The organism is Candidatus Cryosericum septentrionale (genome assembly GCF_003570995.1).
Classification (GTDB): Bacteria; Caldisericota; Caldisericia; order Cryosericales; family Cryosericaceae; genus Cryosericum; species Cryosericum septentrionale.
Map to the genome: position 1 here is coordinate 23,824 of NZ_QXIY01000026.1, position 19,490 is coordinate 43,313.

Annotated in this window: 19 protein-coding genes, 2 tRNA genes and 1 other annotated feature; of the genes, 10 read left to right on the forward strand and 11 right to left on the reverse strand. The window is 56.6% G+C overall.

Annotation, left to right across the window (positions count from 1 at the left end):
• Positions 1 to 25: 25 nt before the first annotated feature.
• Both dnaK and SMC1_RS06095 read right to left on the reverse strand, forming a co-directional pair.
• Entirely contained in the window at positions 26 to 1,879 is a 1,854-nt protein-coding gene (dnaK, locus tag SMC1_RS06090; protein ID WP_119085893.1) for a molecular chaperone DnaK, read from the reverse strand.
• Positions 1,880 to 1,926: 47 nt separating this feature from the next.
• The gene (locus SMC1_RS06095) at positions 1,927 to 2,547 is read right to left on the reverse strand and encodes a nucleotide exchange factor GrpE (protein ID WP_207799327.1); all 621 of its coding nucleotides are present in this window, start codon (positions 2,545 to 2,547) and stop codon (positions 1,927 to 1,929) included.
• Positions 2,548 to 2,777: 230 nt separating this feature from the next.
• Between SMC1_RS06095 and deoC the strand changes: the two genes are divergently transcribed.
• The 9 genes from deoC (at position 2,778) to SMC1_RS06140 (ending at position 14,342) form a co-directional block, all read left to right on the forward strand.
• Positions 2,778 to 3,452 carry a deoxyribose-phosphate aldolase gene (gene deoC / locus SMC1_RS06100; protein ID WP_119085895.1) on the forward strand — a complete coding sequence of 225 codons (675 nt, stop codon included), beginning with the start codon at positions 2,778 to 2,780 and terminating at the stop codon, positions 3,450 to 3,452.
• 6 nt (positions 3,453 to 3,458) lie between these two features.
• Entirely contained in the window at positions 3,459 to 4,241 is a 783-nt protein-coding gene (gene recO, locus SMC1_RS06105; RefSeq protein ID WP_119085896.1) for a DNA repair protein RecO, read from the forward strand.
• Complete coding sequence (locus SMC1_RS06110) at positions 4,231 to 5,079, forward strand: glycine--tRNA ligase subunit alpha (RefSeq protein WP_119085897.1); 849 nt, start codon at positions 4,231 to 4,233, stop codon at positions 5,077 to 5,079. The genes recO and SMC1_RS06110 overlap by 11 nt, the downstream gene beginning before the upstream one ends.
• Positions 5,072 to 7,147 (forward strand): glycine--tRNA ligase subunit beta, encoded by a 2,076-nt coding sequence (gene glyS / locus SMC1_RS06115; RefSeq protein ID WP_119085898.1) that lies wholly within the window; start codon positions 5,072 to 5,074, stop codon positions 7,145 to 7,147. The genes SMC1_RS06110 and glyS overlap by 8 nt, the downstream gene beginning before the upstream one ends.
• A 17-nt stretch (positions 7,148 to 7,164) precedes the next feature.
• Positions 7,165 to 9,816, forward strand: a complete 2,652-nt coding sequence (gene ppdK, locus SMC1_RS06120) for a pyruvate, phosphate dikinase (RefSeq protein WP_119085899.1) — start codon at positions 7,165 to 7,167, stop codon at positions 9,814 to 9,816.
• A gap of 16 nt (positions 9,817 to 9,832) precedes the next feature.
• Positions 9,833 to 10,939: a deoxyguanosinetriphosphate triphosphohydrolase gene (locus SMC1_RS06125; RefSeq protein ID WP_119085900.1), complete on the forward strand. Its 1,107-nt coding sequence runs from the start codon at positions 9,833 to 9,835 to the stop codon at positions 10,937 to 10,939.
• Positions 10,940 to 11,033: 94 nt separating this feature from the next.
• Positions 11,034 to 12,743, forward strand: a complete 1,710-nt coding sequence (dnaG, locus tag SMC1_RS06130; RefSeq protein WP_165849267.1) for a DNA primase — start codon at positions 11,034 to 11,036, stop codon at positions 12,741 to 12,743.
• Positions 12,743 to 14,212, forward strand: coding sequence for a sigma-70 family RNA polymerase sigma factor (locus SMC1_RS06135; protein ID WP_207799328.1), 1,470 nt, complete (start codon positions 12,743 to 12,745; stop codon positions 14,210 to 14,212). The genes dnaG and SMC1_RS06135 overlap by 1 nt, the downstream gene beginning before the upstream one ends.
• Before the next feature lie 54 nt (positions 14,213 to 14,266).
• Positions 14,267 to 14,342: transfer RNA gene (locus SMC1_RS06140), tRNA-Asn, on the forward strand.
• A gap of 289 nt (positions 14,343 to 14,631) precedes the next feature.
• Here SMC1_RS06140 and SMC1_RS06145 read toward each other — a convergent pair.
• Positions 14,632 to 14,883: a GlsB/YeaQ/YmgE family stress response membrane protein gene (locus SMC1_RS06145; RefSeq protein ID WP_119085902.1), complete on the reverse strand. Its 252-nt coding sequence runs from the start codon at positions 14,881 to 14,883 to the stop codon at positions 14,632 to 14,634.
• A 413-nt stretch (positions 14,884 to 15,296) separates the two neighbouring features.
• Between SMC1_RS06145 and SMC1_RS06150 the strand changes: the two genes are divergently transcribed.
• Positions 15,297 to 16,148: a 4-(cytidine 5'-diphospho)-2-C-methyl-D-erythritol kinase gene (locus SMC1_RS06150; protein WP_207799329.1), complete on the forward strand. Its 852-nt coding sequence runs from the start codon at positions 15,297 to 15,299 to the stop codon at positions 16,146 to 16,148.
• 3 nt (positions 16,149 to 16,151) lie between these two features.
• On the opposite strand, the gene rplL is transcribed toward SMC1_RS06150, so the two are convergent.
• The 8 genes from rplL to rpmG form a co-directional block, all read right to left on the reverse strand.
• Positions 16,152 to 16,514: a 50S ribosomal protein L7/L12 gene (gene rplL / locus SMC1_RS06155; RefSeq protein WP_119085904.1), complete on the reverse strand. Its 363-nt coding sequence runs from the start codon at positions 16,512 to 16,514 to the stop codon at positions 16,152 to 16,154.
• Positions 16,515 to 16,537: 23 nt separating this feature from the next.
• Complete coding sequence (gene rplJ, locus SMC1_RS06160; RefSeq protein WP_119085905.1) at positions 16,538 to 17,083, reverse strand: 50S ribosomal protein L10; 546 nt, start codon at positions 17,081 to 17,083, stop codon at positions 16,538 to 16,540.
• A 16-nt stretch (positions 17,084 to 17,099) separates the two neighbouring features.
• Positions 17,100 to 17,232: a sequence feature (ribosomal protein L10 leader region), on the reverse strand.
• A gap of 7 nt (positions 17,233 to 17,239) precedes the next feature.
• Positions 17,240 to 17,929, reverse strand: coding sequence for a 50S ribosomal protein L1 (rplA, locus tag SMC1_RS06165; protein ID WP_119085906.1), 690 nt, complete (start codon positions 17,927 to 17,929; stop codon positions 17,240 to 17,242).
• Between the two features lie 54 nt (positions 17,930 to 17,983).
• Positions 17,984 to 18,409 (reverse strand): 50S ribosomal protein L11, encoded by a 426-nt coding sequence (gene rplK / locus SMC1_RS06170; RefSeq protein ID WP_119085907.1) that lies wholly within the window; start codon positions 18,407 to 18,409, stop codon positions 17,984 to 17,986.
• 30 nt (positions 18,410 to 18,439) lie between these two features.
• A complete protein-coding gene (nusG, locus tag SMC1_RS06175; protein WP_119085908.1) occupies positions 18,440 to 18,970 on the reverse strand; it encodes a transcription termination/antitermination protein NusG in 531 nt (176 codons plus the stop codon).
• Positions 18,971 to 18,976: 6 nt separating this feature from the next.
• Positions 18,977 to 19,246, reverse strand: coding sequence for a preprotein translocase subunit SecE (gene secE / locus SMC1_RS11265; RefSeq protein WP_119085909.1), 270 nt, complete (start codon positions 19,244 to 19,246; stop codon positions 18,977 to 18,979).
• A tRNA-Trp gene (locus SMC1_RS06185) sits at positions 19,214 to 19,289 on the reverse strand. The genes secE and SMC1_RS06185 overlap by 33 nt, the downstream gene beginning before the upstream one ends.
• A 16-nt stretch (positions 19,290 to 19,305) precedes the next feature.
• Positions 19,306 to 19,455, reverse strand: a complete 150-nt coding sequence (gene rpmG, locus SMC1_RS06190; protein ID WP_119085910.1) for a 50S ribosomal protein L33 — start codon at positions 19,453 to 19,455, stop codon at positions 19,306 to 19,308.
• Between the last annotated feature and the right edge of the window lie 35 nt (positions 19,456 to 19,490).

Consider the following 19,490-nt stretch of genomic DNA (forward strand, 5'->3'; position numbering starts at 1 on the left):
TGGCGCTTGACTTGAATTGCCGTTCTTATTGCTTCGGAGTCCCTTGACCCTCGACGGTTTGTCCGTCCTGCGGGGGCTGCTGAGCCTCAGATTGATTCTCCTGAGCAGCTGCCGGCCCCTGCTGGCCAGCCTGATGCTGCAAGTCCTCGGTAACCTTGGAGAACGCAGTGTTCACTTCGTCGATCTTCGCTTCGATGTCCGAGGTCTTGTTGTCACGTACCAAGTCCTCAAGTTCAGTGAGTTTCTTCTCTGCCTCTGCCTTGACGTCGGGAGAGATCCTGGCCGCGTTCTCTGTCAGCGTCTTGCGTCCGCTGAACACAACCTGATCCGCGCGGTTCTTGAGCTCGACTTCTTCCTTGACTCGCTTGTCCTGGTCGGCGAACTGCTCCGCCTCGCGCTTCATCCGCTCAATCTCGTCATCCTTCAGTTTTGTCGCATTCTCAATGGTAATGTGCTGTTCCTTGCCAGTCGCCTTGTCCTTGGCAGTGACGTGCACGATACCATTTGCATCGATGTCATAGCTGACCTCAATCTGTGGTTCGCCACGGCGCGCGGGAGCAATTCCGTCGAGGATGAAGCGTCCCAGCGACATGTTGTCTTTTGCCATCGGCCGCTCGCCCTGCAAGACGTGGATCTCCACCTGTGTCTGACTGTCACTCGCCGTGGTAAAGATCTGGGTCTTGGAGATAGGCACGGCGGTATTGCGCTTGATCATCTCCGTAACGACGCCGCCGAGCGTTTCGATGCCGAGCGTGAGGGGGGTCACATCGACCAGGACCATGCCACTTTTGACTTCGCCGCCCATGATGCCACCCTGGATCGCAGCACCCATGGCAACGCACTCCATGGGATCGACGCCGCGCTCGGGGGTCTTGCCAAAGTAACTCTCCACAAACTTCTGAACAATCGGCATCCTGGTCGGGCCACCGACAAGGATGATGTTGTCGATCTGCTGCGGGGTGAGACCGGCATCGGCAACAGCACGGTTGACCGGCTCGCGGCACCTGTCGATAATGGGCTGGACCAGAGACTCGAGCTTGGCACGGGTAATCGGCATGACCAGGTGCTTTGGGCCACTCGCGTCTGCAGTGATAAAGGGCAGGTTGATGGTCGTCTCGAAGGTCGTCGAGAGTTCGACCTTGGCCTTTTCCACTCCTTCACGAAGCCGCTGCATGGCCATTTTGTCGACACGGAGATCGATACCGTTCTGACTGTGGAAGTCATCGGCGACGTAGTTGAGAAGCGCATTGTCCATGTCGGTTCCGCCCAGCTGCGTGTCACCCGACGTCGACTTCACAGTGAAAACGTTTCCTCCGAACTCCATGATAGTCACGTCCAGCGTTCCGCCGCCGAAATCGAACACAAGGATCTTGTGCTCTCCTTCCGTCTTGTCCAGTCCGAATGCGAACGCCGCCGCCGTGGGCTCGTTGATCAGGCGGACAACCTCGAGCCCGGCGATTTCGCCTGCATCCTTAGTCGCCTGCCGCTGAGCGTCGTTGAAGTATGCGGGTACGGTAATGACCGCCTTGGATACCTTCTGCCCAAGGAAAGCTTCGGCGTCATTCTTGATCTTGCGAAGGATGAACCCGCTGATCTGCTGCGGCGTATAGGTCTTGCCGAAGATGCTGACCGTGTAGTCGGTCCCCATCTTTCGCTTGATGGCCTGAATCGTCGTCTCGGGGTTCAGAGCTGCCTGGCGGCGCGCCGGCTCTCCAACGAGCACCTGTCCATCTTTGGTAAACGCGACGTAGGACGGGACAGCCTTTCCTCCAATGCTGACGCCTTCCGCCGCCGGCACGATTGTTGGCTTGCCGCCGACCATGACAGCTGCTGCAGAATTCGAAGTTCCAAGATCTATACCAATAATCTTCTCTTCCATATTCGACAAACCTCCTTACTTAGTTAGAATACTTCCCAACAACCTGATCAGTCTTCACCAGCGTCACTGCTCTCAACGGTTGCCTGTGGTCCTGAGGCGACATCCACCATCGCCGGCCGCAGCAACATCTCCCCTAGCTTGTAGCCGTCACGCAGGACTCTTACGACGGTATTGGCGGGCGCACCAGAATCGGTGACGACACGGGCGATTTCGCATGTTGCGGAATCATAGGGATTGCCCTCCAACCCCTCCAGCCTGTGGACTCCGTTCCTCGCGAGGAACTGGTTCAGCTGCCCGAGAACGGCCTGAGAACCTACGAGAAGGCTCGAATCGTCCTGAGTCCCTTCACCATGCTTCACGAGCTGGTCGAAACTATCGACGATTGCAAGTAGATCAAGAAACAGCGCCAACTTGGTTCTGGCTTCGAAGGAACTCTTGTCACGCTGAAGCGTCGCCTGTTCGCGAATGCGCAGCATCTGCTCCTCATGAACGGCGCTGTTGAGACGCTCTATTTCGTGCTGCAACTCCCGTATTCTAGACCCAAGCGTTCTCAATGCCTCCCCTCCAACACCATCCTCATGGTCGGGAGCTGAATCCAAGAGCACCTGGGGGACCGACTGAACACGTTCGGACTCATCCTTCTCTGTGCCTCGCTCCTCACCAGCCATATACCACCTGCTTCCGTTCATCATGTGTAGGCTCTCCGGTTAATTGTCGCCCTATTGGCTGCATGCAGCCTTGAACTCTCTGGATGTTAGCACTCTCAGTACAAGACTGCTAATCGTGCAATAATTGTAGTGCAAAGTATACTGGTGTCAAGCTTTTAGTCACCGCAAACCGTTGATTTCTGGCGCAGTAACGCGATAATATGGAAGATTCAAATACTCGGAGGCAATCAATGTATACCGATCAGATTACGAGGAAGGAGCTCGCCAGCTTCATGGATCACACTCTCCTCAAGCCCGAGGCAACTTGCGCCGACATTGAGCGACTGTGTGCCGAAGCCATACAGCTCGGAACGGTGGCGGTATGTATCAATTCGTCCATGGTTGAGACCGCCTCTGCCGCCCTGCATGGGTCTAACGTACGCGTGGCATCTGTCGTGGGCTTTCCGCTTGGCGCGCCTCTGTCGGCTGCCAAGGCGCGGGAGACTGAGTTAGCCATCCACCAGGGAGCGTCGGAGATCGACACAGTCATCCAGATCGGATGGCTCAAGGAGAAAAACTACCGCGGAGTTGCACAAGACATCGGAGCGGTTGTCGCATCGGCTGGAGATGCTCTCGTAAAGGTCATTATCGAGACATGCCTGCTTACCGATGAGGAGAAACGAGTGGCATGTGCCATCGCCGTCTCGGCCGGAGCAGGGTTTGTCAAGACGAGCACCGGCTTCAGCAAGGCAGGCACTACAGAAGACGATGTCAGGCTGATGCGTGAGGTCGTGGGACCTCTCATCGGCGTGAAGGCCGCAGGAGGTATCCGCGATCTTCACACTGCCATCGCTATGCTCAATGCGGGGGCGACCCGCCTCGGGGTTTCTGCGTCTGCCGCCATTCTTGCGGAGGCACAGCAGTAACACTCAATGGTCTATCTCTGGACACTCGCCTCCATTCTCAATGCTTCGAGGGTAGGAGAGAAGGACAAGCGCTTGGTGCTCTTCTCCAGAGAACTGGGCAAAGTCACGGCTGTTGCTCGAGGGGCAGCAGCCCCAGACGCGAAGTGGTCAACCTCGTTCGAACCTTTCTCGCTCCTTTACCTCCGTCTGTACGACCGCTCCCGCTTTCTGACTGTGGTCAGTTCGGAGGAACGGGTGGTCTACACCAGTGTTCTATCGTCTCTGTCGAGATCGCTGAAAGGCATGGCAATGAACCAACTGGCAGAATGCGTTCTTGAGCCATCCTCGGTGGAACCAGGCTTGTTTGCAGCGTACGTCACGGCTCTGTCGAGGCTCAACACCGCGGCGAATGCCGCCGAGGAGGACAGAGCCTTCCTGCAGTTCACCCTTGATGTCCTCACTGAACTCGGTTTCGGTATCAGTTCTCTGCATTGTGAACGGTGTGGAGCCGCACTGGACGAGAATGTACACTTCTCCATGAGAGACAATGCCTTCCATTGTTCCCCCTGCGCGACAACTGAAACAGATGTTGTCCTCTCTCCGGATCTTGTCAGCTTTCTTCGGACTGGAGAAGGCAGCATCGATGCGCGCCGTACGCTCATGGGTATTGCACTGACGCTGCGACTGCTGAGGTCTGCTGCCAGCAAACTGGCCGTCACACAAGCCTTCGAGCGGTTCGCGCAGAACGCTGCTACACTGTTTCACATTGACATAAGAGAAGAACCCAAGGAGTCATACCATGAACTTTGAAGAAATGGTTTCCAAGCTGGAGCGCTTTTGGGAAGACGAAGGCTGCACGCGTCTGTTCCCGTATGATCAGGAGGTAGGAGCGGGCACGCTGAGCCCATATACATTCCTGCGAGTCCTGGGGCGCAAACCCTGGAAAGCCGTCTACGTACAACCATCACGACGTCCAGCAGACGGTCGGTACGGCGAGAACCCAAACCGTCTTTACATGCATCACCAGTTGCAGGTCATCGTCAAGCCTCCCACCACCGACATCCAGGACACGTACCTGCGAAGCCTCTACCTGCTCGGTCTCAAGCCGGCCGAACACGACATCCGGTTCGTCGAGGACAACTGGGAGACGCCAGTACTCGGGGCTGCGGGCGTCGGCTGGGAAGTTTGGCTCGACGGCATGGAAGTAACGCAGTTCACATACTTTCAGCAGGCAGGCGGCCAGGAAGTCCCCGTTGTGGCAGTCGAGATAACGTATGGTCTCGAACGGCTCGCTATGTTCGTTCAGGAGAAGAAGAACGTCTACGAACTGGAATGGCACGATGGCGTCACCTATGGAGACTTGCGACAGCAGGTCGAGCGGGAAAACAGTATCTACTCGTTTGAGCAAGCCGACATCGAGGCACTTGTCACGATGTTCGACCTCTGCGAAAAGGAGTCTCAGCGCATGATCGACAAGAAACTCATCACTCCTGCCTACGAGTACCTCCTGAAATGCTCACATACGTTCAACGTCCTTGACGCCCGTGGCACCGTCGGCATTTCTCAGCGTATGGCCTATCTTGCCCGCGTGCGCCGTCTCGCGTACGGTTGCGCGAACCTCTACCTGGAGAACGAAAACCATGAGTGACCTGCTGATCGAGATCTTGACTGAGGAACTTCCGGCACGTTTCGTGGACAACGCTCGGGCACAACTGGTCGAACATGTCACAACACATCTCGACGAGTCCTTCGTGGGGCATGGAGACGTTCGTGGCTTCTCCACGCCACGGCGGCTTGTTGTCCTAGCTCAGAACGTCAAGGAGCAGACGGACGCCCGAACCACGGAAGTAAAAGGACCGGCCAAGGCGTCGAGCTATGATGCTGAAGGAAATCCCACGCCGGCTCTGCTGGGCTTCTGCAGGGGGCAGGGCGTGGATCCTGCCGACACCTACGCCGTGGACGTCGCCGGCAAGTCATACGTCTACGTCCGGAAAACGGTTGCGGGGCAGAAGTCCTCTGAGCTCGTCGAGGCCTTTCTCCCTCGCCTGCCCCACGAAATCACGTTTCCTAAGATGATGCATTGGGAGGAGTCCGGGTTCCAGTTTGCGCGCCCCATTCGCGGATTGCTCGCGCTGCTCGGCGTCGAAGTCCTTCACTGGGAAATAGCCGGAGTGCAGAGCTCAAACACGACCTTTGGCCTGCGCGTCGGCAAGCCGAAACCAATAACGGTGACATCACCAGAAGATTATATGCGACGGCTGCGCGAAGCATTCGTCATCGTCGATCCCGCCGAACGCCGCCACCTGATCGAAAAACAGGCAGACAAGCTGTTGAAGCCTCTTGGCTTCAAGCTCGGAGACAATATGGGCGATCTTCTGAACGAGGTCGTGAACCTCGTTGAATACCCGTCCGTCTTCCTGGGAGACCTCCCGAAAACAGCTACCGAGCTCCCTGAAAGCGTCGTCCGTTCTGTGCTCCAGCAACAGATGCATTCCTTCCTGGTGTACGACCAGAACGAGAACGTCGTTCCACACTTCCTGAGCGTGCGCAACGGCCTTACCGACTTCATCGACACCGTGCGACGAGGCAATGAGAGCGTCGCCAATGCCCGTCTTCTGGATGCAGCCTTCTTCATCCAGGAAGACATGCGTGTGCCTCTGGAGGCATATGTGGGCCGGCTGGATACCTTGATTTTCATGGATAAGCTCGGCACCATGGCCACCAAAACTCTGCGGCTCGAGCGACTGGCAGCCTGCGCGACCGTGTACGCTTCGGTGAGGCCGGAAGAGGAAACAACGCTCGCCGCTGCAGTCCACCTCTCCAAAGCAGATCTTGCTACCAGCATGGTGAAGGAGTATACATCGCTCCAAGGGGAAATCGGCGGCGTCTATCTCTCGCGTGCCGGCGGTTCACCAGACATTGTATCCGCCATTCGTGAGCAGTACATGCCTCGCTCTCCTTCTGAAGACATTCCAGCGACGAAGGTCGGGCGACTGCTCGGAGTCATCGACAAGGTTGACACTCTCACAGGCATCCTTGGTACCGGTTTCAACCCTTCCGGGTCAGAAGACCCCTACGGCCTCCGGCGTGCAGGCAACGGCATCGTTCGCACAATCGTCGAGTCACGTGAGTCTATGGACTTGGAGACTCTTGTGAAGAAAGCGGTCGAGGGGTATCAGGCTACTGGGTCCCTGCCACATCCTGAAGACCTGCAGCAGAGAGTCTTGGACTACCTGAAAGGACGCATTACTCAGTATTTCAAGGAGAAACAGCTGACCAAGGAATACGCGCCGCTTGAAAATCTCCCAGTCGTCGAACTGGGTTCCATTCCCGAACGCATGCAGGCGCTGCATGAAGCGGCCGACGACGCCGTACTCGTGACCCTTGCGGACAGCCATCGCAGGATACAGAACATCACCAAGGGGCTTCCTGCTGCGACGAGCCTGCCTGCAGACTTGCTGCTGACGGATCCCGAGGAACTTGTGCTTAGACGGGCGGCCGAGGCTGCTGCACCGCGAATTCTTCTGTTCCTGGCAGCGCGGAAGTATCCGGAGGCCATCCGGACATGCGAGGAACTCGCCGTTCCCGTCACGGCTTTCTTTGACCGCATCCTCGTTATGGCCACCGACGAACGAGTGCGAAGCGCACGCTTATTGCTTTTGTGCTACCTGAAGTATATACTTGGGCTTGTTTGCGACTATTCCAAGCTAACCTAGGCCTGACAGGAGGAACCATGGACCAGCGGAAATTTGTCTACGATTTCGAAGAAGGCAGCAAGGAGATGAAGACCATCCTCGGAGGAAAGGGAGCAGGCCTCGCAGAGATGACAAAAATCGGGCTTCCCGTACCTCCCGGTTTCACGATTTCGACTGAGATGTGCCCCGAGTACCTCAAGGTCGGCGACATCCCTGAGACTCTGAGGAATGAGATCAGAGAACATCTTGCCAGACTAGAAGGCAAGCTTGGCAAGAAGTTTGGCTCAGCGCAGAACCCGCTGCTCGTGTCCGTCCGCTCAGGTGCGGCAGTCTCAATGCCAGGCATGATGGACACGATCCTCAACCTCGGACTCAACATCGAGACCGTTGAAGGCCTTGCGACTCTGACTGGGAACCCGCGCTTCGCCTGGGACTCCTACCGCAGATTCACGCAGATGTATGGCAATGTCGTGCTGGGTATCGAGCACAACGACTTCGAGACCATACTTGCAGAGCAGAAGCAGCTTCAGGGAGTCACGCTGGATACAGACCTGTCCATCGACAGCCTGAAGGCCTTGGTTCAGAAATACTTCGCGCTTGTCCAGGAGAAGACCGGCAAGCCCTTCCCGCAGGACCCGATGGAGCAGTTGCTCGGGGCAGTAGGTGCCGTATTCCGCTCATGGAATACCGAGCGAGCCATCACCTACCGCAAGATCGAGAAAATCGACGGTCTCATCGGCACAGCCGTCACGGTTCAGTCCATGGTCTTCGGCAACATGGGCAGCGACTCGTCAACGGGCGTCTGTTTCACCCGTGACAATTCCACCGGAGCCAAGCACTTCTCGGGCGAGTATCTTGTCAACGCTCAGGGTGAGGATGTGGTCGCCGGCATTCGCACGCCAAAGAACATCGACGAGATGGAAACAGAGATGCCCGAAACGTACAGGCGTCTCGTCGAAGTATCGCTTCTTCTCGAGAAGCACTATCGTGACATGCAGGACATGGAGTTCACGGTCGAACGTGGCAAGCTCTTCATGCTGCAGACCCGCAATGCCAAACGGAGCCCGGTCGCAGCCGTCAAGGTCGCAGTCGACATGGTCGTCGAGGGTCTCCTCACGAAGGAAGAAGCGGTCATGCGGGTGACTCCCACCCAGCTCGACACCCTGCTGCATCCACAGGTAGACCCGCAGGCCAAGGTTCAGGTCATTGCCACGGCAATCCCTGCTTCCCCAGGTGCCGGGTATGGAAAAGTCATCTTTGAGTCAAAGAAGGCCGCCGAGCTTGGAGAAGCTGGAGAGAAGGTTATTCTTGTTCGTCAGGACACGTCTCCCGAGGACATCGATGGTATCTCCAAGGCACAGGCGACACTGACGACGCGTGGTGGCGCCTCGGCGCATGCAGCGCTTGTGGCGCGTGGTCTCGGCAAGCCGTGCGTGGTTGGCGCCGATCAGATAAAGCTCAACAGCGCCGAAAAAAACTTCGTCGCAAATGGTGTGTGCGTCCACGAAGGCGACGTCATCACGGTGAACGGCACCACTGGCGAAGTCATCCTAGGTCAGGCCCCAATGGTGGATGTCGAGCAGACGGCCGAACTTGCGACCTTGCTTGGTTATGCAGACGGCATTCGCCGTCTCGGCGTGCGTGCCAATGCAGACACGCCCGCGAATGCCCACAAGGCACGCGCTTTTGGTGCAGAGGGCATTGGCTTGTGTCGCACGGAGCGTATGTTCAACGACCCCGAGCGTCTGCCCCTCATGCAAGAGCTGGTCATCGCGGGTTCGCTCGAAGAGCGCACTCCCGCCCTCGAGAAACTGCTTCCCATGCAGCGCGAGGACTTCGAGAAGATCCTTGAGGCCATGGATGGTTTCCCGGTCATCATCCGCCTGCTGGACCCGCCTCTCCACGAGTTCCTTCCCCAGATGGACCGACTCACCGGGGAAATGGCCGAGGCAGAAACAGCTCACGACGAAGCACGCATCGCCTATCTGCAGAAGGTCATGAAGCGGTACAACGAGCTGAAGGAGTTCAACCCGATGATTGGGTTCCGCGGCTGCCGCGTTGGAATCGTGTATCCCGACATTTACCAGCTGCAGGTCCGTGCAATCGCCGAGGCAACTGCCGCACTGGTCAAGCGAGGATTGCACCCGATGCCCGAGATCATGCTCCCCCTTGTCGGGCACGTCAATGAGATCAAGGTACTCAAGCCGCTGGTTCAGGAAGAGCTCGACAAGGTGTTCAAGCGCGAGGGCATCAAGGTAGCTGTGAAGATTGGCACCATGGTCGAAGTACCGCGCGCATGCCTGACCGCAGACGAGATCGCCGAGTACGCCGACTTCTTCAGCTTTGGCACCAACGACCTCACTCAGACGACGTATGCCTATAGCCGTGATGACGCCGCAGGCACATTCCTGCCGGCCTACCTCGAGTCGAAGATCCTGGACGTCGACCCATTCCAGACCATCGACCGGAAAGGCGTGGGCAAGCTCATCCGCATCGCGGTGGTCCTTGGCCGCCAGACGAACCCCGGCATTGAAATCGGTATCTGCGGAGAACAGGGGGGTGAGGCTGATTCGATCGACTTCTGCCACACCTCCGGGCTCGACTACGTCTCGTGCTCGGCACCACGAGTCCCCATCGCGCGCCTTGCAGCCGCGCAGGCCGTCATCAAGAACAGGCCGGCCGCCAGCTAGCACAGAATTCTCATACATGCTACCTATCACGAACTACAGGGATAGGGAAGAAAGGCTGCTCTCTCAGGGAGCAGCCTTTGGCATTGCCAGCAAGGGGCGAGTCTTGCCCGAAGGCGATGACAACATCCGATCCCCATTCCAGAAAGACCGCGACCGCATCATTCACTCGAGGGCATTCCGCAGGCTCCAGTACAAGACACAGGTGTTCATGGCTCCCAAGGGCGATGAGATACGTACGAGGCTCACACATACCCTCGAGGTCGCGCAGCTGTCGCGCTCAGTGTGTGACGCTCTCGGTCTCAACGAGGATCTCGTCGAAGCGATTGCACTGGGACACGACCTTGGTCATGCGCCATTCGGACACACTGGAGAAGCTGTCCTAGACGTAAAGTTGAAGAGTATTGACCCCGGTTTGGGATTCGAGCACGCACTACAGAGCCTCCGCGTGGTCGACACACTAGAGCGTCGTGAGCGTGAACACGGTGACGTACTCTTTGGACTCAATCTCACCTATGAGACCCGCAACGGCATCGCCTCTCACAGCAAGGGGCTTGAAGAAATGAGCAAGCTCGAGGACATGCGGAGCCCACAGACTCTGGAGGGACAGATCGTGAGACTCTGCGACAGAGTCGCCTATGTCAACCACGACCTCGATGACGCCATACACGCCGGGATCATCGATGCGACCGACGTCCCGACGATGACCATGGAGGCACTGGGCAGCTTCTATTCGCAACGCCTTGATACGATGGTGCTGGACATCATCAGGTCCAGCTCCATCGCAGGCGAAATCGTCATGAGTCGACCCATACAGGAGGCCATGGACGGCCTGATGCTGTTCCTGAAAGACACGGTATACATGCATTCGGAACCAAAACGCGAGGAAGGGAAAGCACGTGACCTGCTGTCCCGCATTTTCGACTTCTGCATGGAGGACATGAGGCGTATGGAGCCCTATCTGCGAGAGCACCCCATGACCTGCGAGTCAAATGATCCGGTTTCCATGTTCCGTGGAGACCTCCAGGGCACGGCACGGATCGTGACGGACTATATTGCCTCGATGACGGACCGTATGGCGCTCAAGGTAGGAACAGACCTGGTGATGCCGCACATCTACGTCTAGCCAGGCTTAGAGAACCGATTGTGGTATGTATGTGAGGAGGCCGGGAACGATTCCGGCCTCCTCTCTCGTATACCTAGATGGTAGTCACCCACACATGGAATACAAAGAATACATCGCCGACATAGACACCAAGATTGGCATCCTTGACGTCATTGGCCACTATGTCAAACTGCGCAAACAGGGTCGCAACTATGTGGGCCTCTGCCCTTTTCATCATGAGAAAACGCCGTCATTCACGGTCAGTCCCGACAAGAACATGTTCTACTGCTTTGGCTGCAAGGCATCCGGAGACATGCTGACGTTTGTGCGCAAGGTGCACAACGTGTCACTTCCAGAGGCAATCGAGGTCGTGTCCAAGGAGTTCCATGTCGAGCTGCCGCCATGGCATATGTCCACGGCGGCGTCACGGGAGCGTCAGGAGCTCCTGCAAACGCTCAAGCTCGTCGCGACCGCGTTTGCTGCTGCGTTGCAGAGCTCTCAAGCAGCTGAGTGCCAGGAATATGTCAGAAGTCGCGGACTCAGTTCTGAGACAGTGAAGCACTTCTGTCTGGGCTACTGCCCCCGCAACACGGACAGCCTCGTCAAGTGGTGTGCGGACCACGGGATTGATGAGGATAGCCTCGCACGCACCGGTATCGTACAACGGCATGAAGGGCACTCGTTCTCACCTTTTGCCCACCGACTGATGTTCCCAATCTGGGACAGCATCGGCAATATCATCGCATTTGGTGGACGAGCCATCGACGGGTCGATGCCCAAGTACACGAACAGCCCCGAGACTCCGCTGTTCGCCAAGAGAAGGACGCTTTACGCGCTCCCTCTGGCTGAGCCGTCCATACGTGAAACCGGGACGGCTGTCGTCGTCGAGGGATACATGGACGCTATCGCTCTGCACGCCGCAGGTTTCACCAATACTGTTGCCTCGCTGGGTACGGCATTCACAGAGGAACAGGGTACCCTTCTGAAACGGAGCGCCTCTCGCGTTCTGCTCAATTTCGACAGCGACGAAGCCGGCCAGCGCGCCGCTCGACTTGCACTCTCCATAGCCGACCGAACCGGGCTGGACGTAGCCGTGGTCAGGGTGGAGGGGGCAAAGGACCCAGATGAACTGCTGCGCGAACCTGGGGGAAAGGGTCAGTACCAGGTCGCCCTGGACCAGGCAATATCCGTGGGCGATTTTCTGCTCGATGCTGCCGTCGTGGGCAGGGACATGAACTCAGTAAGCGGTCGAAGGGCATTTGTGCAGGAAATGATGGAGTCCGTGGACGGCATGCAGGACTCACTGCTCAGAACTCAGCTTCTTACCCAGATTGCGCGCCGGGTCGATGTTCGTGAGGAAGAGGTTCTCGCAATCTACCACAAGGGCCGCACGCGCGTCGAACAGCCTGCGGTCGCCGATCCGTGGAGACTCCCGCGCAAGAGCCTAGGACACTCGAGAATTCCCACAGGGGGGTCTCTCCAGAGCACGCGCTCCGTGCTTGAGCAGGAAGTCGTCCATGGCCTGATACACAATCTCGACCGGCTTTCGGAGCTCTCGCCACTCCTCGATGGACTGTCGTTGCAGGACGAAGCCTGTCAGGAGATTCTCAGCGTACTGCGCCGCGAAACCTCTGGGAAAGCGGCTCTGGTGCCCTCGCTGGTTGCACAACTCGGACCGGAAGCTGCGGCTCTGGTTGGTCGATGGAGTCTTGAAGAACACAAGCTAAGCTATCAGGGAGTAAGAGATGCAGCCAGCAGGCTGCGATCGGGGTCGTCTGCCGTGACACCGGGAGATGGCTCCGTAGCTCATGAAAGGGGTGGATGATGGCAGAGAAGAAGCATGCGGCACGCAAGACCGAGGTTCAGGAAGAGGCTCATCCGGCCAAGGCGTTACGAATCCCGCACAAGAAACTGACAGAGGCAGCAGCCCTGTCCAAGACCGCCCCCAAGGCAAAACGCGTCAAGCCGTCTGAGAAGAGCCCCGCGACCGTTGCCGTGGCCGAACCGTCGGAGGCGGCTCCTCACGTGAGGCGCCTTCCCAAAGCCAAGGCCCCGAAGAAGGGGAAAAAATCGGTCGATAAGGAAGGGCACGAAGCCGACCTAGATCTGGAAGAGGAAAACTCGCACGAAGAAGGCCCTGCCACAGAACCGCCGCTCCCCAAGAAACGTGAGCTGGTCAAGCTGCTGGGCAGCGCCCGCCAAGCGGGCGTCCTGGACTACGAGACCGTCATGAACGCACTGGAAAAACACGACCTCTCCGTCGAAGAACTCGACGTCTTCTATGAGCGGATGGACTTCGAGGGAATCGTCTTCGGTACTCCCCGCTTCGTCAAATCCACAGCCAAGAAAGCGATAGCAGCGCCTTCCATCCCCTCGATCATCCGCGTTACGACTCAGGAGGAGCAGAACCCGATCCAATCCTATCTGAGCGATATCGGCCGCGTTCCGCTGTTGACACCGGATCAGGAGAAGTCACTGGGCAAAAGCGTTATGCAGGGCGACATGGAGGCGCGGCGCCAGCTTATCGAAGCCAACCTTCGTCTGGTCGTCAGTATCGCAAAGAAGTACACGGGTCGCGGCCTGTCCTTCCTTGACCTGGTCGAAGAGGGCAATCTTGGGCTTATCAGGGCTGTCGAGAAGTTCGACTACAAGCGTGGATTCCGATTCTCCACGTATGCCACGTGGTGGATTCGGCAGTCGATGACGCGTGCGCTGGCTGACCAGTCACGCCTGATCCGGGTTCCGGTACACATGGTCGAGAACCTCAACAAGATCGACAAGATCAAGAAGGGTTTCCTGCAGGAACACGGGCGAGAGCCAACCAAAGAAGAGCTCGCCACCGCCATGGGCATTCCCGTCAAGAAGATCATACGGTATCTGCGCCTCGGGCAACAGCCACTGTCTCTCGAGAACACCGTCGGGGATGAGGAAGAGAGTCGTCTGGAGAACTTCATTGAGGACGAGAAGAGCCCTTCTCCTGAGAAGGAAACCTTCAACAAGTATTACAAAGAACAGCTGGAACGTATCCTCGAGACGCTCCCGGAACGCGAGAAGAAGATCCTCATCTACAGAGAGGGCCTTCAGGGTGAATACGAGCACACTCTGGAAGAAGTCGGCACAATGTTCCAGGTCACGCGTGAACGCATCCGCCAGATTGAGGCCAAAGCCAAGCGCAAGCTGAAGGACATGATTGCCAAGGAGAATGGGATGAGCGAAGAGGACATGCACAACGATGGCAATGTCATCCGGCATCGCACGTCGTCGAATCGAAGACGGTCGCCCTCTCAGTCCTGATTGACAGTCGACATCTTGACATACGAGCTGCCAACACTACAATTACTATTGTGTTCCCCGATAGCTCAACGGTGGTAGCACTGGACTGTTAATCCGGGGGTTGTAGGTTCGAGTCCTACTCGGGGAGCCAGAATTGAACCTTTCGGCGTTGACGTTGCCTGCTTAACGCAAGACCCTGAGGGGGATATCCCCCTCAGGGTCTTGTTTCTTTTCTATCACAAGGCCCTTCAGGAAAAATCCCTGATTGAAGCCAATAAGAAAAGCGACATCGGTCCACTCAGAACAAGCGACAGATCGTCAATGCGCTGGAGAAAACAGCCGATGAGGAGCTAGCAGCCGAGTCGGCGGTGATGGTTCTCCGTTGAAATTCGGCCCACCCGCCAGCTCCGGTGCAGGTGATTGTTCGGCTTTTCAGCAGACTATCTGCTTGCGCCCCTTATGGCCCGCACCACGACGATCAGCAGTATCGCGCCCACCGTTGCCGTAATCAGGGCTCCAAGCGGTCCGCTACTCTTGATTTTCAGCAACCCGAACACGTATCCACCGATCAAGCCGCCGATCGCACCGATGATCAAATCGCCGAGCAAGCCATAACCGCTGCCTTTCATGACTAGCCCCGCAAGCCAACCTGCGACGATACCGATGACGATCCACCAGAACCAATAAGGCATTGTCTAACCTCCCTGTTTCGAAACTCCAGTGATAGATTCACTGCCGAACTTCAGGTAGACCGCACCCTCGACGCCTGCCAGCCACTTTGCATCCATCAACTCTGCTGCAAGGCAAACTCGTCCGGACGTCGAGTAATGTTGAACAACATACTAAAAAGATAGTAGCGGAGCGGAATGTTCCTGTCAAGCCCACGGTTCCCCCTCCGACACTCTCCGACGGTATCCGGTAGGCATCTCAGTGACAGGACCAACTCCGTGACCCACATGGGGCCCAGTCTCACGTCCGGGTGATACACGTCGATGGGTTCACCGCTATACTTCAATGTATGAGCGATTGGAATAAACAATGTGCTAGTGATAACGCACAGCACGTTCGTGTCGACACAAGGATCAAGGTCAATGCCTGGCTGCGCGTGCTACCCAGACGAGACGGTCAAGCGCTTCATGAACTGGAGTCGCTCTTCCTGAGCGTCGCAACAGGCGATCGACTCCACTTCGACGCGTTTCCCTCATCGTCCGCGGAGTTCCATCTCACCTCTAATCGTCCTGACCTGGTTCCACACAACTCTGTGCAGCAAGCCTGGGCTGCCTTCAACAGCGCCATCCAGCTACTCCACGGGCGTCGCACACTTCAGATTTCCGCCTACCTGGAGAAACGAATCCCCGAAAAGACCGGCCTCGGTGCGGGCAGCGGTGATGCAGGAGCAGCACTGCTCGCGCTGAACCAGCTCTATGGGTTTCCCCTCGGCCACGATCAGCTCGTTGCCCTGGCGAGCTCGCTCGGTTCTGATGTCCCGTTCTTCGTCCAGTCAGGTGCGTGCATCGTGCACGGCACGGGAGAGATCGTGGACCCGATCTCCCCGCTTCCTCCCCTGTGGTGCTGCATCGCTCTTCCAACCTTCCGCATCGATACCAGGCGCGCCTATGCGGCTCTCGACGATGCCATCACCAGAGAAGGGGCATCAGAAGTCGAACCCACGGTCGACCTGAACTCCGTCATCAAAATCCTTCGCACACGTATATCACTCGGAGGCTCTGATGGGATGCGCCTGAACTCCTTTGAGACAACTCTCGGCGAAAACACAGCCAGTTTCCTGAGCATCCGCAGCATGCTCCTCGCAAGTGGCGCCATTCTCGCCGGTCTCAGCGGTTCAGGGAGTGCTGTCTTCGGTATATATGCAGAAAGGGCAGCTGCCGAGGCAGCTGCCCTTGATGTCCAGCAACGCGTCAGCGCCGCGCGGACATTTGTTGCAGAGATTCTATAGAGACTACTTGACCTCGGCGGTAGCGCCTGCAGCCTCGAGCTTGGCCTTGATCTCGTTGGCTTCCTTCTCGGGGATGTGCTCCTTGACGGGCTTCGGAGCGCCATCGACGACGTCCTTGGACTCCTTGAGGCCGAGGCCCGTGATCTCGCGGACAACCTTGATGACCTCGATCTTTTTCTCGCCAACGGTCTTGAGGATAACGTCAAACTCGGTCTTGACTTCGACAACGGCGGCTGGGGCAGCAACAGCAACAGCAACTGGGGCTGCAGCCGAAACGCCGAACTTCTCTTCGATCATCTTGACGAGATCAGCAAGGTCAAGAACGGTCATGCTCTCGATAACTGAAAGGATTTCTTCTTTGGTCATGTCATTCCTCCTATTGAATGATATTATGCTTGCGGTGTGACCTGAGCCTTCTGCTCACGGACTTTGTCAAGTGCATAGGCAATACTGCTTACAATTTGCTTCAGTGCCATGGCTAGCCCTGTAACTGGCCCGTTCATGCCGCGGCACACCTGAGCAATAAGTTCGTCCCTGGTCGGCAACAGCGCGAGACGCTCGACCATCGGCTCGTCGAAAAAGCTCCCGTCAACGATTGCGCCCTTGACTACGAAGCGTTGTTCACCAGGCTTGCCAGTCGGCTTCTTGAACAGAGCCTTTGCCAGAATGGATGGATCGGTCTTGCCGAGTCCGATAGCCGTCATCTGTGTGAACAGAGACTCGGGCAACGTCAGGCCGACTTCCTTCATGGCCCGCTCGAGGAGAGTATTCTTGACAACAACATACTCAATACCTTGCTTCGTCAGCCTCTTGCGTTCGTTCGCAACGAATGACGCCTTCAGCCCCTCGTAGCCCACGAAAACGATGGACTCCGACTCTTTCAGTTGCTTGACAAGGTCATCCACAAGTTGTTTCTTCTGATCCTTAGTTAGCATGTTTCACCTCCTCTTTGCATAGAAAAGAAAAGCTCTCTGCCAAAGACAGAGAGCCGTATTGCACATGATCAACAAGCGCAAACGCCTCGGCGGGCAAGATTGAGGGGATGAACCCCGCTCGCTGTCTTGGGCTACTAGTTGTAGTAGAAGTGTACTCTAAAGTTTGCTCGTGTCCAGTCGGATTGCCGGGCTCATGGTGAGCGACATATAGGTCTTGCCAAGGTAAGTTCCCTTGACCGAGGAAGGACGAGCTTTCTGGATCGCTTCAAAAAGAGACATGAAGTTCTCCTTGATGGCAGCAGGAGCGAAGCTCGACTTGCCAAGAGGGCAGTGTACCGTACCGATCTTGTCAACACGGAACTCGATCTTGCCGGCCTTGAACTCGCGAACAGCCTTCCCTACTTCCAGTGTCACTGTGCCCGCCTTCGGGTTGGGCATCAATCCGCGTGGTCCCAACACACGGGCTACCTTTCCAAGCGTCGCCATCATGTCCGGGGTTGCGATTGCGACGTCGAAGTCCAGCCAGCCGCCCTTGATCTTCTCGACGAGTTCCTCGCCACCCACGAAGTCGGCGCCTGCCTCCTGAGCATCAGCAGTCTTGTCACCCTTGGTAAACACGGCAACCCTGACAGTCTTGCCCGTGCCGGCCGGAAGTGTCACGACGCCACGAACGTTTTGGTCAGCCTGTTTCGGATCGACGTTGAGCTTCATGCAGACCTCGATCGTCTCATCGAATTTGGCAGTCCTCAATTTGGGGAGCAACTCGACAGCCTCATCCAATGTGTAGATCTTGGCATGGTCGACCAGCTTTGCTACTTCCTGATACTTCTTTCCCTTCTTGCTCATGAATTACCTCCGTGGTTACGTGGAGAAACTCCTCCCACGTGCGCTATGAATCCGTTACTCGACGACCGTGACTCCCATGCTCCTGGCGGAGCCTCCAATGATCTTGATGGCTTCCTCGATGTCGGCAGTATTGAGGTCCTCCATCTTGATCTTGGCGATCTCGGCCAACTGAGCCTTTGTGATACGACCAACCTTCTTCTTGTTCGGTTCACCCGATCCAGACTCAATCTTGATCGCCCTCTTGATAAGAGACGATGCCGGCGGAGTCTTAGTGATGAAGGTGAACGACTTGTCTTCGAACACAGTTATGACTGCAGGGATGACCAAACCAGCCTTGTCCTTGGTCCTCTCGTTGAACTGCTTGCAGAACTCCATGATATTAACGCCCTTCTGACCAAGAGCCGGACCAACAGGCGGTGCTGGTGTTGCCTTCCCTCCCTCAATCTGTACGCGCGCGTACCCTACGATCTTCTTCGCCATAGCGGATACTACCCCCTAAACTCAGATCTATTAGATCTTCTTGATAAAGCCAAAATCGATCTCGACTGGCATTTCGCGCCCGAACATCATGAGCTTGATGCGAGCCTTTTCCTTCTCAGGCGAGATACTCTCGACCTTACCCTGCATCCCATCAAACGGGCCACCGATGATCTGTACCGTGTCGCCAACTTCGAAGTGAAGCTTCGCCACGGCCTCTTCCTCAGAGACCCTGTTCTTGATAATCCGCTCAACCTCTTCGTCCGAAAGAGGAATGGGCTTTCCATAGTTGCCAACAAATCCCAGAATGCCGGGAGTGTGCGTAACCACATTCCAGGTCTCGTCATCCATGATCATCTCGACAACGAGATACCCCGGGTAGACTTTCTCCTGTTTGACCTTCCGCTCCCCGTTCTTGATGATCACCTTGTTGTCCACGGGGAGAACCACAGAAAAGACGCGGTCCGTGAGAGCCAGCGTCTTGACCTTCTGTTCTAGATTGTTCCTAGCCTTTTCCTCCGCACCAGAGTACGTGTGCAGGAGGTACCAGTTACGTTCACCCATCCAGACCTATGAGATGAGCCACTTCAGGGCGGCTGCAAATAAGTAGTCCCAAGCGCCGATATATATGGCCCAGAATGCAACGAAGGCGATGATGGTCACTCCGGACTTCGTAAGTTCACGAGGCCGGGGCCACGTGACCCTATGCCGAATTTCTGTCCAAATAGACCGAATCCAGTTTTTGAAGCGTATACCTACCGGCTTGACTGTCTTTGTATTGCTCACACGTTCCTCCTCAAAGGAAGGTGGCAGGCCCGGAGGGGCTCGAACCCCCAACACTCGGTTTTGGAGACCGATGCTCTACCAGTTGAACTACGGGCCTACCTGGGGACTTGCAGTTACTTTGTCTCCTTGTGTTCCGTATGCTTTCTGCAATGCGAACAGTACTTGTTCACATGCACCTTGTCTGGGTCATTCTTTTTGTTCTTGACACTGGTGTAGTTGTGGTTCTTGCACACTGTGCACTCGAGCGTAATGATGTCTCGCATGGCAGCTACCTACTCCAGAATCTTGGTGACGACGC